The following is a 15,794-nucleotide window of genomic DNA, read 5'->3' as shown; positions in this document are numbered from 1 at the left end:
CCCCAGGCACGGTGCAGCAGGAAGAGGATCACCCTCTCCCGAGGGATCAAAGGGGACATACCCGTAATTACTCGCGAAATATCCCACTGGGGGCGGCCATGGGCGCACAGGGGCACGAACGGCGTAGGCGGCCGGGCGCGCACCCGGATCAGGGGCGCGCGGCGGGGAGTCTGCGCGCCGCCTCCGCGACCGCCGGGCGGTCCTGGTCGAGCCAGTCCACGGTGTCGAGTTCGTCGCGGGCGAGCCAGCGAAGGGCGTCGTGGTCCTCCAACGGCCGGGGGTCGCCGGAGAGCAGGCGGGCGGTCCAGACCCGGAGGACGTAGCCGGGCTTGAGGGGCCATTCGCCGGGGATCCGCTCGCCGGTCTCGGCCTCGACGCCGAGCTCCTCGCGCAGTTCGCGGACGAGGGCGTCCTCGGGGCGCTCGCCGGGCTCGACCTTGCCGCCCGGGAGTTCCCAGCGGCCGGCGAGGTCGGCGGGGGCGCTGCGGCGGGCGGCGAGCAGGCGGCCGCCGTCGAGGAGGGCGGCCGCGACGACGACCACGACACCGGTCCCGAGGTCGGTTCCGGTGCCGTGGTGCGGGGTGCGTGAGGTCATGCCCGCGAGGGTATCGGGGACGTCAGGGGGTGGGAGCGACGCGCTCCACCCAGTAGAGCTGCTTGTGGCCGCGGGAGTCGAGCGTGTCCGCGACCTTCTGCGCTTCGTCCTGGGTCGCGTACCGGCCCACCCGGTAGCGGTTGCCGTTGTCGTCCTGCCGTATCACGAGCCACGGATGGACGGGGCCGCTGTCGGTCATCAGGCTTCTCCCTCCGCCGGGCCAGGCGTCACCAAGGATCTCCGGGAAACCGCAATCCGCATATGCCTGAGCCTACGCCTGACCTTCACACAGCGGATACGGGTTTTCACCAAGAGATACGGATCGGCCGGGAACCGACGGAAGGCGGCCGAACCACACATGCCGGGCGCCGCCCCGGGGACGGCCGGCACCGGCATGAGGACGGCCGGACGGACCGGACGACGCGGGCGGACCGGACGGCGTGGGCGACGCGGGGGCGGGCCCGGCCCGTACGGCGCTCGGGGTGCCGGGAAAGCACCGGCTCGGAGGGCGTGCCGGGGACGGCTCGGGACGGAGGTCGGCGGCGGCCCGGCACGGAGGGGCCGCGGGCGCGGGGGCGGGCCCGGTGGGCGTACGGAAACCGGGGCGGCCCCTCGGTCAGCGGACCGGGAGGTGGTAGGAGAGGCGGTAGCGGTCGGCGGGGACGACGACGTCGGCGGTCTCGACGGCGAGGCCGGAGGCGTAGAAGGTGCGCTCGACGACCATGACGACGTGACCGGGGACGCCGCCGAGGACGAGGAGCTCCTCGGCGAGACCGGGGCGGGCGCCGACCTCCTCCACCACGTTGTCCACGACGACGTCGATCGCCGCCATCCGCTCGACCACGCCGCAGCCGCCGAGCGGGCCCTCCTCGGGGAGCATCACGGGGGTGCGGCCGGTGACGGCGAGCGGCTCCCAGGAGGTGGCGACCATCATGGCCTCGCCGCCGTCCCGGTAGACGTACCGCGTGCGCATCACGCGGTCGCCGGGCTCGATGCCGAGGCGCGCGGCGACCGGGGCGCTCGCCGCCTCCTGCTCGCTGCTCGCCTCCCAGGTGCCGCGCGCGCCCTCCGCCGCCTGCTCCTGACGGAAGGAGGTGGCGCCGGTGGCGGGCCGGTAGCCGGAGCGGGCGACGCGGCGGGGCACCGGCCGCTCCCGCACGTACGTCCCCGAACCCGAGCGGCCCTCGACGAGCCCCTCGGCCATGAGCACCTTGCGGGCCTCCAGCGCGACCGTGTCCGACACCCCGTACTCCTCGCGGATGCGTGCCTGCGAGGGGAGGCGGGTATGCGGGGGGAGCGAGCCGTTCGCGATCTTCTCCCGCAGATCGCTCGCCACGCGCAAATAGGCGGGCTGCTCACCGAACGTCACTGGACACTCCCCTCAGGTTGACAGACAGCTACAGACTGACAACCGAGTGTGGCCGACTGCAAGCATGGGCCAGAGTTTCACTCGAAGTGATGAAGGTGAATCGCCACCATCCGACCCCTTGACCCTATTGGTCTGGACCAATACCTTCCTGCCTGCGCGCCCACGCTCCAACCCGCCTCGCACAGGAACGAGCCCATGCGTCCCAGAGCCCTGACCAAGCTGACCTTCGGCACCGCCGCGGCCGCCGCCCTCGGCCTCCTCGCCACCCTGGCCCCCGCCGCCGACGCCCATCCGCGCCCCGACCACCGCCCACCCGCCGCCGAACACGCCCTCAAGCGGATCGGCTACTTCACCCAATGGGGCGTCTATGGGCGGAACTTCCAGGTCAAGGACCTGGACACGAGCGGCTCCGCGGCCAAGCTGAGCCACATCAACTACGCCTTCGGCATCGTCGACAAGGCCGGCAAGTGCGTCATCGGCCCCGTCCCCGGCTCCGACCCCTGGGCCGACTACGTCCGCCCGGTCGACGCCGCCACCTCCGTGGACGGCACGGCCGACACCGCCGAGCAGCCGCTGGCCGGCAACTTCAACCAGCTGCGCGAGCTGAAGGCCAAGCACCCGAACCTCAAGGTCATGATATCGCTGGGCGGTTGGAGCGGATCGGCGTACTTCTCCGACGCCGTGCGCACCCCGGCGTCCCGCAAGGCCCTGGTCTCCTCCTGCATCGACCTGTACATCAAGGGCGACCTGCCGCAGGACGGCGCCCGGGGCGGCGCCGGAGCGGCCGCCGGCCTCTTCGACGGCATCGACCTCGACTGGGAGTGGCCCGGCTCCGAGGGCAACCCGGGCAACGTCATCCGCCCCGAGGACAAGGTCAACTTCACCGCCCTGGTCAGGGAGTTCCGCACCCAGCTGGACGCCTACGGGCGTTCGCTGCCGCAGCGGAAGCACTACGAGCTCAGCGCGTACGTGCCCACCGCCCCCGCCAAGATCGACGCGGGCTTCGAAGTCGCCAAGATCATGCGCGACTTCGACTTCGTGAACCTCCAGGGCTACGACTTCCACGTCTCCGGCGAGGCCACCGCCGACCAGCAGTCCGCGCTCTTCGCGAAGAACGACTGGAGCGTCGAGGGGACCGTCAAGTCCTGGCTGCGCCGCGGCGCCCCCGCCCACAAGCTCGTCGTCGGCATGCCGTTCTACGGCCAGGGCTGGACCGGCGTCACCGGCGGCGGCGACGGCCTCGGCCAGCCCGCCGCGGGCCCCGCCCCGGCCACCTGGGCGCCCGGCTCCGAGGACTACAAGAACCTCAAGGAACTCGCCGCGTCGGGCACGTACAAGCTCTACCGGGGCCACCGGAACGGGCACGCCTGGCTCTTCGACGGCACCACCCTGTGGACCTACGACGACCCGACCGTGCTGCGCACCAAGGCGAACTGGGTCCGCACCCACGGGCTCGGCGGCGCCATGGTCTGGTCGCTCGACGGCGACACCGCCGACGGCGAGCTGATCGGCGCGATCGACCGCGGCCTCACCCGCCGCTGAACCACCCGCTCCCCCGGAGCCGCCCCGCGGCGGCCGCCGCGGGGCGCGGACCGGGCCGCCGGCGACGGCGCGCCCGGGGCGCGGGACGGCGGCTGGTCACGGGCCGCCGTCCCCGCCCCGCCGGCCGCCCGCCGGCCCGGTGCCGGTCCGCACACGACGGGGCCGGGCCTCCCTCGCGGAGACCTGGCCCCGTCCGCGTGGCGCGCGACCGTCCGCCCGGAGCTCAGACGGAGCCGTGCTCGCCCGCGCCGTCCGGAGGCGTGTGGGTGAGGCCGAGGGCCTTGCGGACCTCGATGCTCGCGTCGTCCGGCACCAGCTCCCAGGCCCGGTCGTACGCCGCCCAGAACGCCGCCGCGTCCTCGGCGCGCGCCAGCTTCGCCCACTGCTTCGAGGCGGCGTCCAGGCTCTTCCGGTAGCCGTCCACGGCCGTGCGCCGGGACGGCTCCCAGCTCCGCCCGCCCAGCCCCGTGCGGGCCGAGTCGATGGCGGAGTGCACCTCGGCGGCCCAGGCGAGGTTGGCCTGGAGGTCGTCCTCCGGGTCCTCCTCGGGCTCCGCGTAGAGGGCGTCCTCGATGGGGTTGACGTGGCCGAGGAAGGCCAGCTGGCCCGCGTCGAGGGTGGTCTCGTCGGAGCGCAGCGAGCCGGTGAGCCGCTCCGAGCCGCCGACGGCGCAGGCGATGCGGTGCTCGCCGGCGCGCCAGGCCCGCCGGTCCGGCGTGTAGTACAGGCTGAGGGTGTCGGCGGTCAGCGCCCAGGTGTCGCGCGTGTAGGCGGCGGCCATGGTCTCGCAGCGCTTCTCGCCGAGCGCGGTGAGCTCGCTCTCGCCGGGCCAGCCGTCGAAGCCGGTGGCCTCGAACCGTCCGGTGATCTCGCCGTCGTGGGGCCGGTCGCAGTCGACGACCCGGACGCCGAGGGTGTAGTCGCCCTGCCCGGCCTCGTCGACGAAGCACTCGCCGGTGCGCAGCTCCATCGGCATGCGGGCGGAGGCCGCCTCCCGCATGCCCTCGTTGAACGCCCTGAAGCCCTCCTGGATCTGACCGGTGATCAGTCCGACGAGGACGAGGAGCGTGCTGAGCGCGGAGAGCGCGATGCCGGCGATCGCCATGCCCTTGCCGCCCTGGCCGCGCTTCTTGATCTGCCGCAGCGAGAAGATCCCGAGGACGAGTCCGAGCGGCGGCAGGCAGCAGACGAGGCCGCTGACGAGCGAGCCGACGGCGAGCCCGTTGGTGGTCGCCCGCGGCGGCGCGTACGGCCCGTAGGGGCCCGGCACGCCCGCGTACGGCATCCCGGGCGAGGTGTACGGCCCCGGCGCCGCGTACGGACCGGGCGCCCCGTACGGACCGGCTCCCGGCTGCGGACCGGGCGAGGGGTACGCGGCCGGCGCGCCCGGCGCGGCGGGCGTCCCCGGCTCGGGCGGCTGGGGCGGCTGGGTCGGCTCCACGGGTACGGTGCTCCTGTCGGGGCGGGACGAACAGACGATCGGGCGCGCATCGTACGCGGTCCGGGGGCGGGGGCGGCCATGCGGGGCACGGGGGCGGCGGACGGCACGGTCGCGGAGGCGGGGGCGACGGCGGCGGGGCCGGCGAGCCGGACGCCGTCGGTTCCCGGCGGGACGGTCCGCGCGGTGAACCGGCTCACCGCGCGCTGGGCCGCCGCGCTCCCCGCCGCCCCGCGCGGCACCGTCCTCTCCGCCGCCACCGTCTGGCCCCTGCTCGCCTTCCTCGCGGAGGGCGCGGCGGGCCCGGCCCGCGCCGAGCTGGAGGACGCCGTCGGCATGCCCGCGGACCGGGCCGCGGAGGCGGCGCGGGGACTGCTGGGGGCGTTGGGCCGGATCCGCGGCTCGTCGGCCGCGATCGGCCTGTGGGCCCGGGCCGGGCTGCCGCTGCGCGAGCGGTGGGTGGCCGGACTTCCGGGCGCCGCGTTCGGCCGGTTCACCGGGGACGACGCGGCGGACGAGGCGGCGCTGGACGCCTGGGCGGCGGAGCGGACCGGCGGGCTGGTCCCGGCGATGCCGGTGAGGCTGGACGAGGACGCCCTGCTGGTGCTCGCGGCGGCCCAGACGCTGCGGACCCGCTGGCTGCAGCCCTTCGGGGAGTACGAGCTGGCCCCGGAGAGCGGCCCCTGGGCGGGCCGTCACCTGTCGGGGCTGAGACGCCTGACCGCCCTCCTGGACCGGGTCGGCGTCGCGGAGACCCCCGCCGGACCGCTGACGGTGCTCCGGGTGCTGGGCGACACCGGCGTCGACGTCCACCTCCTGCTCGGCGAGGCGGGGGTCGCGCCCGGCGCGGTGCTCGCCGCCGGGGTCGGGGTGGCGGGCGGGGCGCACCCCGTCGTGACCGGGGACGTGCTGCCGCTCGGCGAGGCGGGGCCGGGTCTGCGCGTGGGCCGGACGCCCAGTACGGTGCGCGACGCCCAACTGGCGATCACCACCTCGCCGTTCGACCTGGCGTCCGAGCACGACCTGCTGGCGACTCCCGGGGTGTTCGGCCTGGCCGCCGCGGCCGACGACGACGCCGGTCACTTCCCCGGGGTCAGCGACAGCCCCCTGGCCGTCGGCCGGGCGGCGCAGGCGGGGACGGCCCGCTTCACCCGCGACGGTTTCGAGGCGGCGTCGGTGACCGCGTTCGTCGGGATCGCGGGCGGCGCGGCCGCGCCGCGCCCGCGGTACCGGGTCCGCCGGGTGGAGCTGGACGTGGACCGGCCGTTCGGCTTCCTCGCCGTGCACCGCACCTCCCGCCTCGTGCTGTCGGCGGGCTGGGTCGCAGAGCCGGTGGAGTACGCCTACGAGCCGCACTCCGACGAGGACGGGGACGAGGAGTGGGACGAGGACGAGGCCGAGGACGGCGACCGGTAGGAGGCACGCGGAAGGGGCGGCCACCCGCCGGTGGCCGCCCCTGACCCGCTCAGGGCCTCACGTTCGGATCAGAACCATCCGATCAGAACCGTCGGATCAGAACTGGAGGGCCCAGGAGTCGATCTTGCCGGTGTCGTACCTTGCGTTGTCCGTGACGCGGAGCTTCCAGGTGCCGTTGGCCACCTCGGAGGAGGCGTTCACGGTGTAGGTGGTGTTGATGTTGTCGGCGCTGCCGCCGGTGCCGAAGGCCTTCAGCGTGTACGCGCTGCCGTCGGGGGCGATCAGCTGGACCTGGAGGTCACCGATGTAGGTGTGGGCGATGTTCACGGGGACCTGGAGGGCCGAGGGGGCGTTGCCGGAGACGCCGCTGACGGTGACCGGGGACTCGACGGTCGCGTTGTCGGCGATGGCGTAGTCGGCGGTGTTCTCGAACTTGTCGCCGGTGGGCGGCGGGGTGGTGCCGCCCCCGCCGACGAAGAGGAGCTTGTTCGGGGAGCCGGTGCCGGGGCTGGTGACGACGTTCGGCGTGGCGGCGGTGGTGAGGGCCGTGGAGACCTGCGCCGGGGTGGCGGTCGGGTTGTCGGCCAGGTAGACGGCGGCGGCTCCGGCCACGTGCGGGGCGGCCATCGAGGTGCCGGAGATGGTGTTGGTGGCGGTGTCGCTGGTGTTCCAGGACGACTTGATGGAGGAGCCCGGCGCGAAGATGTCCAGGACGCTTCCGTAGTTGGAGAAGCTGGAGCGGGCATCGGTGCTGGTCGTGGAGCCGACCGTGATCGCCTCGCCGACGCGCGCCGGGGAGTAGTTGGAGGCGTTGGAGCTGTCGTTGCCGGCCGCGACCGCGTAGGTGATGCCGGCCGCGATGGAGTTGCGGACGGCCTGGTCGAGGACGGAGTCGACGCCGCCGCCGAGGCTCATGTTGGCGACGGCCGGCTTCACGGCGTTCCGGGTCACCCAGTCGATGCCGGCGACGACCTGGTCGGTGGTGCCGGAGCCGTTGTTGTCGAGGACGCGGACGCCGACGATCTTCGCCTTCTTGGCGACGCCGTGGGCGGAGCCGCCGACCGTGCCGGCGACGTGGGTGCCGTGGCCGTGGCCGTCCTGGGCGGTGTTGTCGTTGTCGATGGCGTCGTAGCCGTTGACGGCGCGGCCGCCGAAGTCGCTGTGGCTGATGCGGACGCCGGTGTCGATGATGTACGCCGTGACGCCCTGGCCCGCGCTGTCCGGGTAGGTGTAGCTCTGGTTCAGCGGGAGGGCCCTCTGGTCGACGCGGTCCAGGCCCCAGGACGGCGGGGAGGGCTGGGTGCCGTCGATGGTGAAGACGCGGTTCTGGACGACGGACTTCACGGCCGGGTCGGCGGCGAGCTTCTTCGCCTGCGCCTCGGAGACCTCGATGGCGTAGCCGTTCACCGCGGAGGTGTACGTGCGCTTGATCTTGGCACCGAACTTGCCGGGGACCGCACGGCCCTCGGCGGTCTCGGCCTGGGCGGACTCTTCGAGGGTGACGATGTAGCTGCCCGGGATGGTGCCTTCGGCCCCGGCGTTCTCGATGACGCCCTCCGCGGCGGCCGGCGCGGCCGTGGCGGGGAGGGCGGAGAGCGAACCGAGGGCCAGCGCCGTGACGGCTATGGCCGCGGCGGTGCTGATCCGGCGACGCGATGCGCGCATCACTGCCATGTGAGGTGTCCTCCTGGTGGGGGGTGCTCCCGTGGGGAGGGAGCCCGGCTGTCCTTCATTAACGGCAGGGACATGACAAGACACCGTGCGGTCCGACGCGGAACCTCACGACCCCGGCCGCCCTGCCGTCGCCGAAAGATTGACCGATCCATAGGAATCCCGCAAGAGGCCCCGCGCCTCCGCAACTCCCCTGCCACAGCCAGGACATGACCGATCAGTAGCTTCCCGGACGAGCGCTTCCCCGCCCCCACCTGCGAACCTCCCCCACCCGGCCGTCACCCGCCGACCGCCCTCAGGAGACCGGGAATTCACAGTGCCGACACAGCCGGGACGCGCGGAACGGGCCCGTCCCCGATCCCCCGGGAGACGGGCCCGTCGCCCGCGGCGAGCCGCGAGCCGTCCGAACGCGTCGGCTCGTCGGCTCGTCGGCTCGCGAGACGATCAGAAGTCGTCGGCGCCGTTGCGGAGTTCGGGCGTCCAGTACCCCGTCTTCGCCACGGCCTCGTCGACGGCGATCCCGCCCGCCGGGGCGGTCACCACGACGCTGCCCTCGGCCGGGCCGTCGGCCGCGAAGAGGTTCACGTTGAACTCCTTCACCACCTTGTTGTCCTCGTGGACCCCGCCGTTGGAGACCCGCACGTTGGCGTACGCGGGCGCGCCCGGCACCAGGACCACCGGGGCGGCCGGCTTGCTCGCGGGGACCGCCGGGACGTCCTTGGCCGTCTGGATCTCGCCGAAGGCGATGAGCGGGTGGCCCAGGAGGCGGCAGGCGCGGCCCGAGGTGTTGGTGGCGGTGAGGACGATGTGCTCGGTGGGCACCTCGTCGGCCTTCTTCGCGGTGATCCTGACGTCGCCGCGGGCGCAGACCGGCGCCTTGGCCTCGGGAGCGGAGCCGGCGGCGGCCGGGGTGCCCTGCGCGGCGGCGCCCGCCGTGCCCTTCCCGGCCGCGGGAGCGGCCGAGGAGCCGGCGGAGGAACCGGCGGAGGAGCCGGCGGAGGAGCCGGCCGCGGCGGCGGGCGCCGCGCTCTCCGTCGCCCCGGCCGCCCCCGCGGCCCCGGTGGTCGCCGTCGCCGCCGGTGCCCCGGCCGTGGTCTTCGCGCTGCCGGCGTCCTTCACGCCCTCGTCCGCGCCGCAGGCCGTCAGGCCGAGCGAGACGGCCGCGACGGCCGCGACGAGAAGGGCGGTCCTGCTGGTGGTGGTACGCATGTCGGTGTTTCCCCCGTGGTCGGTGAAGCGTGGTGCGTCAAGCGGTCGGTGGTGCGGTGTCCACCCTCCCGCCGCGCACTGCCGTCCCGCTTGCGTACCGCTAACGCCCCGCCGCGAGGCGCGCGAGCCGCTCCGCCGCCCGTGCCGAACCCGCCGTGAAGCCGGCCGCCTCGGCGTCGGCGGCGGCGCGTTCCAGCTGGTGGGCGGCCTCCTCGACCCGTCCGATGCCGGCCAGCGCCTCGCCCCGTACGATCCGCAGCTCGGCCTGGACGACGACGGCGTCGGGCGCGACGAGTTCCCCCGCGCGAAGCACGTGCGCGAGCGCCTCCTCGTACTCCCCCGCCCGCAGGCAGTGCCCGGCGAGGTGCTGGAGGGCCAGCACCTGGGTCGACGGGTGCCCGGTCCGGTCGGCGAGCGCGACCGCCCGCGCCATCAGCTCCCGCGCCCTGCCGCACTCCCCGGTGGCGTCCAGGACGGCCGCGTGGTTGACGACGGCGATGGCCTCGCTGATCGGATCGCCGGCCAGGGCGGCGAGCCCGGGCGCCCGCTCCAGGTGGACCAGCGCCTCCTCGTCCCGCCCCTCCTCGTGCAGGATCCAGCCGAGCAGCGCCCGCGTCCGGGACTGCGCGTCGGGGTCGCCGGCCGCCTCGGCGGAGGCGAGCCCGGCCTCCAGGAGCGGGGTCCAGCCGTCCTGGAGCCGCATCAGCATCAGCGGCCACGCGACGAGCGCGAGCCGCCAGGCCCGGTCGTGCAGCCCGAGGGCGGCGGAGGCGGCCACGGCCCCCTCCAGGGCGGGGCGTTCGGCGACGTACCAGTCGAGGGCGGCGGCACGGCCCTCGAACTCCGGGATCGCGGCGGGCCTGCGCGCGTCGACGGGCAGGGCGTAGCAGGGCTGCGAGCCGGGTTCGGCGGCGGCGTCGGCGGCGAGGCCCGCGTACAGGTAGTGGTCGAGGAGGCGGCGCAGCCCCTCCTGGTCGGCCTGCGGGGCGAGGCCGCGGGCGTAGAGGCGCACGAGGTCGTGCGGGGTCCAGCGGCCGGGCACCGCCTCGGTGAGGAGGTGGGCGGCGGCGAGCCGTTCGAGGTCGGCGGCGGCCCGGGCGGGGGTGGTGCCGGTGAGCGCGGCGGCGGCGAAGTGGTCCAGGTCGGAGCCGGTGTGCAGGCCGAGGGCGCGGAAGGCGCGGGCGGCGGACTCGGGGAGCTGCTGCACGGTGAGGCGCAGCGCGGCGGAGACGCCGACGTCCTCGACGTCGAGGAGCGCGAGGCGTCCCTGCTCGCAGGCGAGTTCGCCGACCATCTCGCCGAGGAGGCGGCCGGGGCGTTCGGCGAGCCGGGCGGCCGTCACCCGCAGCGCGAGCGGCAGTCCGTCGCAGAGCCCGGCGAGCCGCTCGGCGGCGTCCGGCTCGGCGGCGACCCGGTCCTCCCCGAGCACGGTCGCGAGGAGCGCGGTCGCGGCGGCGGGCGGCAGCTGCCGGAGCGGCACGGGCCGGGCCGCGTCGGAGGCGATGAGCCCGCCGAGCCGGTCCCGGCTGGTCACCACGGTCACGCAGCCGTCGCCGCCCGGCAGCAGCGGCCTGACCTGCTCGGAGGAGCGGGCGTTGTCGAGGACGACGAGCATCCGGCGGCCGGCGGTGAGGCTGCGGAAGAGCGCCCCGCGCCCCACCGCCGTCTCCGGCACCCGCTGCTGCGGCACGCCGAGCGCGAGCAGGAACTCACGGAGCACGACGCCGGTCTCGGGCGCCGGCGTGTCGCTGAAGCCGCGCAGGTCGGCGAAGAGCCGCCCGTCGGGAAAGGCGGCCCGTCGCCGGTGCGCCCAGTCCACGGCGAAGGCGGTCTTGCCGACCCCGGCGGGCCCGGTGACCAGGCAGACCGGCCCGTCGCCGCCACCGGCCGCCCGGTCGAGCAGCGCGGCCTCGGCCTCCCGCCCGGTGAAGCCGCGCGGCGCCCGGGGCAGCAGTTCCGGTACGAGGACGGGCTCGGGCACCGGCGGGTCGGCCGGCGGCGGGCCGGGGGCCGGGGCGGGCGCCGGGACGAGGACCGCCCCCGCGTCCCGCAGCAGCTCCGCGTACGTGTCGGCGAGCGCGGCGCCCGGGTCGACGCCCAGCTCCTCGGCGAGCAGCCGGCGGGTGCGGTGGTACCAGTCGAGGGCGTCCGAGCGGCGCCCGGCGCGGGCGAGGGCCGTCATGAGCGCGGCGGCCAGCGACTCGCGCAGCGGGTGCGCGACGGCCTCGGTGCGCAGGACTGCGGCGGCCCGGGCGTGCTCGCCCAGCTTCCCGTACGCCTCCGCCAGCGCCTCCACGGAGGAGAGCCGCAGCTCCTCCAGGGCGGTGGCGGCGGCCTCCAGGGGACCGCTCGGGACGGTGCCGGTGAGCGCGGGCCCCTGCCAGTACGACAGCGCCTCGCGCAGCATGCGTACGGTGTCGGCGGCGTTCCGCTGGGCGCCCGCGAGCCCCACCAGCTCCTCGAACCGGTGGGCATCGACCAGCGATTCGGGCATCCGCAGCAGATAGGCGGAACCCTGCGTGGTGAGCTCCACGCCGTACGCCTCGGCGCCGTGCGCGGCGAGCAGCGCCCGCAGCCGGGAGACGTGCCCCTGGAGCACCGTCTTGGCGTGCGTCGGAGGCTCGTCCTCCCACAGCGCGTCCATCAGCCCCGTCACGTTCACGGCCGTGTTGGGGCGCAGCAGCAGCGCGGCCAGCAGGCTGGTGCGCTTGGCCGGTCCCGGGGCGACGTCGCCGCCCTCCGTCACGACCGCGACGGATCCGAGCAGCCGGAACTCCACCCGTACCTCCGCGTCCGATTCTCCCGCTGCCCCCGGCAGCCGAGGATACGCGGCTCCGCACCCCCGACCTGCACCGATCCCCTCACGAAGCCGGTATTCGGCCGAAACCGGCGGGCGGGGGGCCGGGGGTTCAGTCCTCGATCACCGGATTGCACGGCGAGAGGAACGGGTCCAGGCGCTCCTCGACGAGCCCCCGGCGCAGGACGCGCACTCGGAAGGCGTTGTCGGCGTCGGGGATGTCGCCCTCGTCGGAGCGGTCGTGGAGCAGGCCCCACGAGCCGGGGAAGCGGCGGGCGATGTACGCCACCAGCGCGTCCAGCTCGGCGGCCTCCCGGCCGAGGTGGTTGGTCTGCCCGGCGGCGGTGACGACGGGCAGGCCGTTGAGGACGTCGAGGGTGACCCGGCAGCTGGAGGACCAGTCGACGGCGTCGATCCGGGCGCGCAGTTCCTCGACGCCGGCCCGCAGCGAGGGCGGGTCGTCCTCGTACGGGTCCTCGGAGATGCCGAACCAGCCATGGAACTCGTACATGCCCTCGCTCCGGCGGAGTCGTGTCGATCGATGACGGGGATGGACGTCGCGCCCTCGGAATGCGGAAGCACATTCGACGGTCGGCACCGACACGCACTGATCGCAGCACGCGCGGACTGTTGCGGACAGCAAGACCCCCTGACTTGCGTCGCCGCAGGTCAGGGGGTCTCTGAAGGCTCGCTCAGACGTTGAAGCGGAACTCCACGACGTCGCCGTCCTGCATGACGTACTCCTTGCCCTCCATGCGGGCCTTGCCCTTGGCGCGGGCCTCGGCGACCGAGCCGGTTTCCACCAGGTCGGCGAAGGAGATGACCTCGGCCTTGATGAAGCCCTTCTGGAAGTCGGTGTGGATGACACCGGCCGCCTCGGGGGCCGTGGCGCCCTTCTTGATCGTCCAGGCGCGGGACTCCTTGGGGCCGGCCGTCAGGTAGGTCTGGAGGCCGAGGGTGTCGAAGCCGACGCGGGCGAGGGTGGCGAGGCCGGGCTCCTCGGCGCCGACGGACTGGAGGAGCTCCATGGCGTCCTCCTCGTCGAGCTCGGCGAGGTCCGCCTCCAGCTTGGCGTTGAGGAAGATCGCCTCGGCGGGGGCGACCAGGGCGCGCTGCTCGTCCTTGAAGGCCTCGTCCGTCAGCTCGTCCTCGTCGACGTTGAAGACGTAGAGGAAGGGCTTGGTGGTGAGGAGGTGGAGGTCGTGGAGGAGCTCCGCCTTCTCCGAGCCCTGGACGACGCCCTGGGAGAAGAGGGTGTCGCCCTTCTCCAGGATCGCCTGGGCGGCCTCGACGGCGGCGACCTTGGGCGCCGTGTCCTTCTTGATCCGCATCTCCTTCTGGAGGCGCGGGAGGACCTTCTCGATGGTCTGGAGGTCGGCGAGGATCAGCTCGGTGTTGATCGTCTCGATGTCGTCCTTCGGCGAGACCTTGCCGTCGACGTGCACGACGTTCTCGTCCTTGAAGGCGCGGATGACCTGGCAGATCGCGTCGGACTCGCGGATGTTCGCCAGGAACTTGTTGCCCAGGCCCTCGCCCTCGCTCGCGCCGCGCACGATGCCGGCGATGTCGACGAAGTCGACGGTGGCGGGGAGTACGCGCTGCGAGGCGAAGATCTCGGCGAGCTTCGTCAGGCGGGGGTCGGGGACGCCGACCACGCCGACGTTCGGCTCGATCGTGGCGAACGGGTAGTTGGCCGCCAGCACGTCGTTCTTGGTCAGGGCGTTGAACAGGGTCGACTTGCCGACATTCGGCAGGCCGACGATTCCGATCGTGAGCGACACGGTGGCGACTTCCCTAGATACGGATGGGGGGCGGACGGTGGGTCGATCCCCCCAGTTTACGGGCGCCCGGCGCGGGCCCTCGCCGTCCGCCGGGGGCACGGCCCGGACCGCCTCCCGGCCACGTACGGTCGGGATCGGTCGAACTGTGGCCCCAAGGTCACCCGAAGGGCGTGTCCCGGGCCCCTCCCGCCGTGTCCCGACCTACGTTGGTGAGGTGGAGCAGCACAGGACAAGTCAGCCGCAAGGCCGCCGACGGCCGCAGACGCCCCTCACGCCGCCCGGCCCGCTCGTGGAGGTGGAAGGGGCCGGAGCCGGGGCGGCCACCGTCTACCGGGTCGGCGCCCCGGCGGCGCGGCGGCCCGCGCCTCCCGTGGTGCAGGCCCTGCGGCGGCTGCCCTCGCCCCGGCTCACCGGGCTCGGCGCGGGGCTCTTCGCCTCGGCGGCGATGCTGGTCGTCGGGTTCCTGGACTGGCTGGTCCTGGACGGTTCGCCGCTGGCGTTCGGCCTGCTGTTCCTGCCGGTGAGCGCGCTCACCGCGCTGTGGGTGCGCCCCGCGGACCTGGTCACCGCGCCGATCGCCGTCCCGATCGCCTTCGCCGTCGGCGTCGTGCCGATCTCCGGCGGCAGCGGCGGCTTCGGGGGCCAGGCCATGGCCGTGATCACCGCGCTCGCGGTGCACGCCGGCTGGCTGTACGGGGGCACGCTGATCGCCGGCCTGATCGCGAGCGTCCGGAAGGTGCGCGACATGGGCCGACGCCGGGGCCGCCCGGCCCCGGCGGGCCCGGAGAACCCCGAGCGAGGAGAGCGGGCGCCCCGCGTCGCGGCCGCCGCCGGGCCCGTACGGGGTGCCCGGGCTCCCGGGCGGGGAGCAGCCGGTCAGGCCCCCGCGCGGGAAGGCGGCCAGGCCTCGGCGCGGGAAGCCGGCCAGGCCTCGGCGCGGGAAGCCGGCCAGGCGTCCGGCCGGGAAGACGGCCCGGCCTCCGCGCGGGGCGCTCGGTCCCCGGGGCGGGGCCGACGTCCGGCCCCGTAGCCGTCCCCCTGTCGGGCGGGGCGGGGCGGCCGGGCCGGAGCCCGTACCTCTGCGCGGGGGGCGGGCCCGGCCCCCGTACCTCTGCGTGGGGCGGCCTGCCTCGGAGCCAGTACCTCTGCGCGGGGGCCCGTGACGGGCCGCACCTCTGCCTCGGGCGGCCCGTCGCGGAGGCGTACCGCTACCGGGCGGCCCGTCGGGCCGGGGGCGTCGCGCTCGCGGCCATCGCCGCGCCGACGATGCCCGCGTCGTTCCTCAGCTCGGCCGGGACGATCTCGGCGCGGATGCCGTCCAGGTACGGGAGGAACTTGTCGGCCTTGCGGCTCACTCCGCCGCCGAGGATGAACAGCTCCGGGGAGAAGAGCATCTCCACGTGGGCCAGGTACTTGAGGAGCCGCTTGCCGGCCCAGTGCTCCCAGGTCAGCTGCTCGTCCTCGCGCGCCTTGGAGGAGGCGCGCTTCTCGGCGTCGTGGCCCTTGAGCTCCAGGTGGCCGAGCTCGGTGTTGGGGACGAGCCGGCCGTCGGTGAAGACGGCGGAGCCGATGCCGGTGCCGAGGGTCAGCATGATGACGGTGCCGGTGCGGCCCCGGCCGGCGCCGAAGGTCATCTCGGCGAGGCCGGCCGCGTCGGCGTCGTTGAGGACGGTGACGGGGAGGCCGCCGACGGCCTCCCCGATGAGCGCGCCGGCGTCGGTGCCGATCCAGGACGTGTCGACGTTCGCGGCGGTACGGATGGTGCTGCCGGTGACGACGCCCGGGAAGGTGACGCCGATGGGGCCGGTCCAGCCGAAGTGCGCCACGACCTCCGCGACGCGGCCCGCGACATCGCTCGGTGTCGCGGGCTGCGGGGTGAGGAGCTTGTACCGCTCCTCGGTGAGGGCGCCCCGTTCCAGATCCACGGGGGCGCCCTTGATGCCCGAGCCGCCGATGTCCACTCCGAAGACGTTCAT

Annotated in this window: 12 protein-coding genes and 1 pseudogene; 3 read left to right on the top strand and 10 right to left on the bottom strand. The window is 74.7% G+C overall.

The features are described from left to right. Positions 1 to 148 precede the first annotated feature (148 nt). From IE245_RS10535 to IE245_RS10525, 3 genes are all read right to left on the bottom strand, one after another. Positions 149 to 595: a (deoxy)nucleoside triphosphate pyrophosphohydrolase gene (locus IE245_RS10535; RefSeq protein ID WP_189946527.1), complete on the bottom strand. Its 447-nt coding sequence runs from the start codon at positions 593 to 595 to the stop codon at positions 149 to 151. 22 nt (positions 596 to 617) lie between these two features. Further along, complete coding sequence (locus tag IE245_RS10530; RefSeq protein WP_189946526.1) at positions 618 to 794, bottom strand: SPOR domain-containing protein; 177 nt, start codon at positions 792 to 794, stop codon at positions 618 to 620. 417 nt (positions 795 to 1,211) lie between these two features. Continuing rightward, on the bottom strand, positions 1,212 to 1,964 hold the full coding sequence (locus tag IE245_RS10525) for a GntR family transcriptional regulator (RefSeq protein ID WP_189946525.1): 753 nt from the start codon (positions 1,962 to 1,964) through the stop codon (positions 1,212 to 1,214). Positions 1,965 to 2,159: 195 nt separating this feature from the next. Between IE245_RS10525 and IE245_RS10520 the strand changes: the two genes are divergently transcribed. Further along, positions 2,160 to 3,506: a glycoside hydrolase family 18 protein gene (locus tag IE245_RS10520; RefSeq protein ID WP_189946524.1), complete on the top strand. Its 1,347-nt coding sequence runs from the start codon at positions 2,160 to 2,162 to the stop codon at positions 3,504 to 3,506. A 223-nt stretch (positions 3,507 to 3,729) separates the two neighbouring features. Here IE245_RS10520 and IE245_RS10515 read toward each other — a convergent pair whose 3' ends face one another. Then, positions 3,730 to 4,947 (bottom strand): DUF4190 domain-containing protein, encoded by a 1,218-nt coding sequence (locus IE245_RS10515; RefSeq protein WP_189946523.1) that lies wholly within the window; start codon positions 4,945 to 4,947, stop codon positions 3,730 to 3,732. Between the two features lie 78 nt (positions 4,948 to 5,025). Between IE245_RS10515 and IE245_RS10510 the strand changes: the two genes are divergently transcribed. After that, positions 5,026 to 6,360 (top strand): serpin family protein, encoded by a 1,335-nt coding sequence (locus tag IE245_RS10510; RefSeq protein WP_189946522.1) that lies wholly within the window; start codon positions 5,026 to 5,028, stop codon positions 6,358 to 6,360. A gap of 96 nt (positions 6,361 to 6,456) precedes the next feature. On the opposite strand, the gene IE245_RS10505 is transcribed toward IE245_RS10510, so the two are convergent. The 5 genes from IE245_RS10505 to ychF form a co-directional block, all read right to left on the bottom strand. Then, a complete protein-coding gene (locus IE245_RS10505; RefSeq protein ID WP_189946521.1) occupies positions 6,457 to 8,034 on the bottom strand; it encodes a S8 family peptidase in 1,578 nt (525 codons plus the stop codon). Positions 8,035 to 8,475: 441 nt separating this feature from the next. Continuing rightward, positions 8,476 to 9,240, bottom strand: coding sequence for a DUF4232 domain-containing protein (locus IE245_RS10500; protein WP_189946520.1), 765 nt, complete (start codon positions 9,238 to 9,240; stop codon positions 8,476 to 8,478). Positions 9,241 to 9,340: 100 nt separating this feature from the next. Continuing rightward, complete coding sequence (locus tag IE245_RS10495) at positions 9,341 to 12,019, bottom strand: AfsR/SARP family transcriptional regulator (RefSeq protein ID WP_189946519.1); 2,679 nt, start codon at positions 12,017 to 12,019, stop codon at positions 9,341 to 9,343. Positions 12,020 to 12,149: 130 nt separating this feature from the next. Next, a complete protein-coding gene (locus IE245_RS10490) occupies positions 12,150 to 12,548 on the bottom strand; it encodes an Imm7 family immunity protein (protein WP_189946518.1) in 399 nt (132 codons plus the stop codon). Between the two features lie 181 nt (positions 12,549 to 12,729). Continuing rightward, a complete protein-coding gene (gene ychF / locus IE245_RS10485; RefSeq protein WP_189946517.1) occupies positions 12,730 to 13,818 on the bottom strand; it encodes a redox-regulated ATPase YchF in 1,089 nt (362 codons plus the stop codon). 295 nt (positions 13,819 to 14,113) lie between these two features. Here ychF and IE245_RS10480 point away from each other — a divergent pair. Then, positions 14,114 to 14,710: pseudogene (locus tag IE245_RS10480) on the top strand (DUF6542 domain-containing protein); the annotation flags it as partial. A gap of 316 nt (positions 14,711 to 15,026) precedes the next feature. Here the strand turns inward: IE245_RS10480 and ppgK are convergent. After that, positions 15,027 to 15,794 carry a polyphosphate--glucose phosphotransferase gene (gene ppgK, locus IE245_RS10475; RefSeq protein ID WP_189946516.1) on the bottom strand — a complete coding sequence of 256 codons (768 nt, stop codon included), beginning with the start codon at positions 15,792 to 15,794 and terminating at the stop codon, positions 15,027 to 15,029.

The organism is Streptomyces roseolus (genome assembly GCF_014649855.1).
Lineage (GTDB): Bacteria > Actinomycetota > Actinomycetes > Streptomycetales > Streptomycetaceae > Streptomyces > Streptomyces roseolus.
The sequence above is the reverse complement of the archived record's forward strand: the minus strand, read 5'-3'. Positions and strand labels throughout refer to the sequence as shown.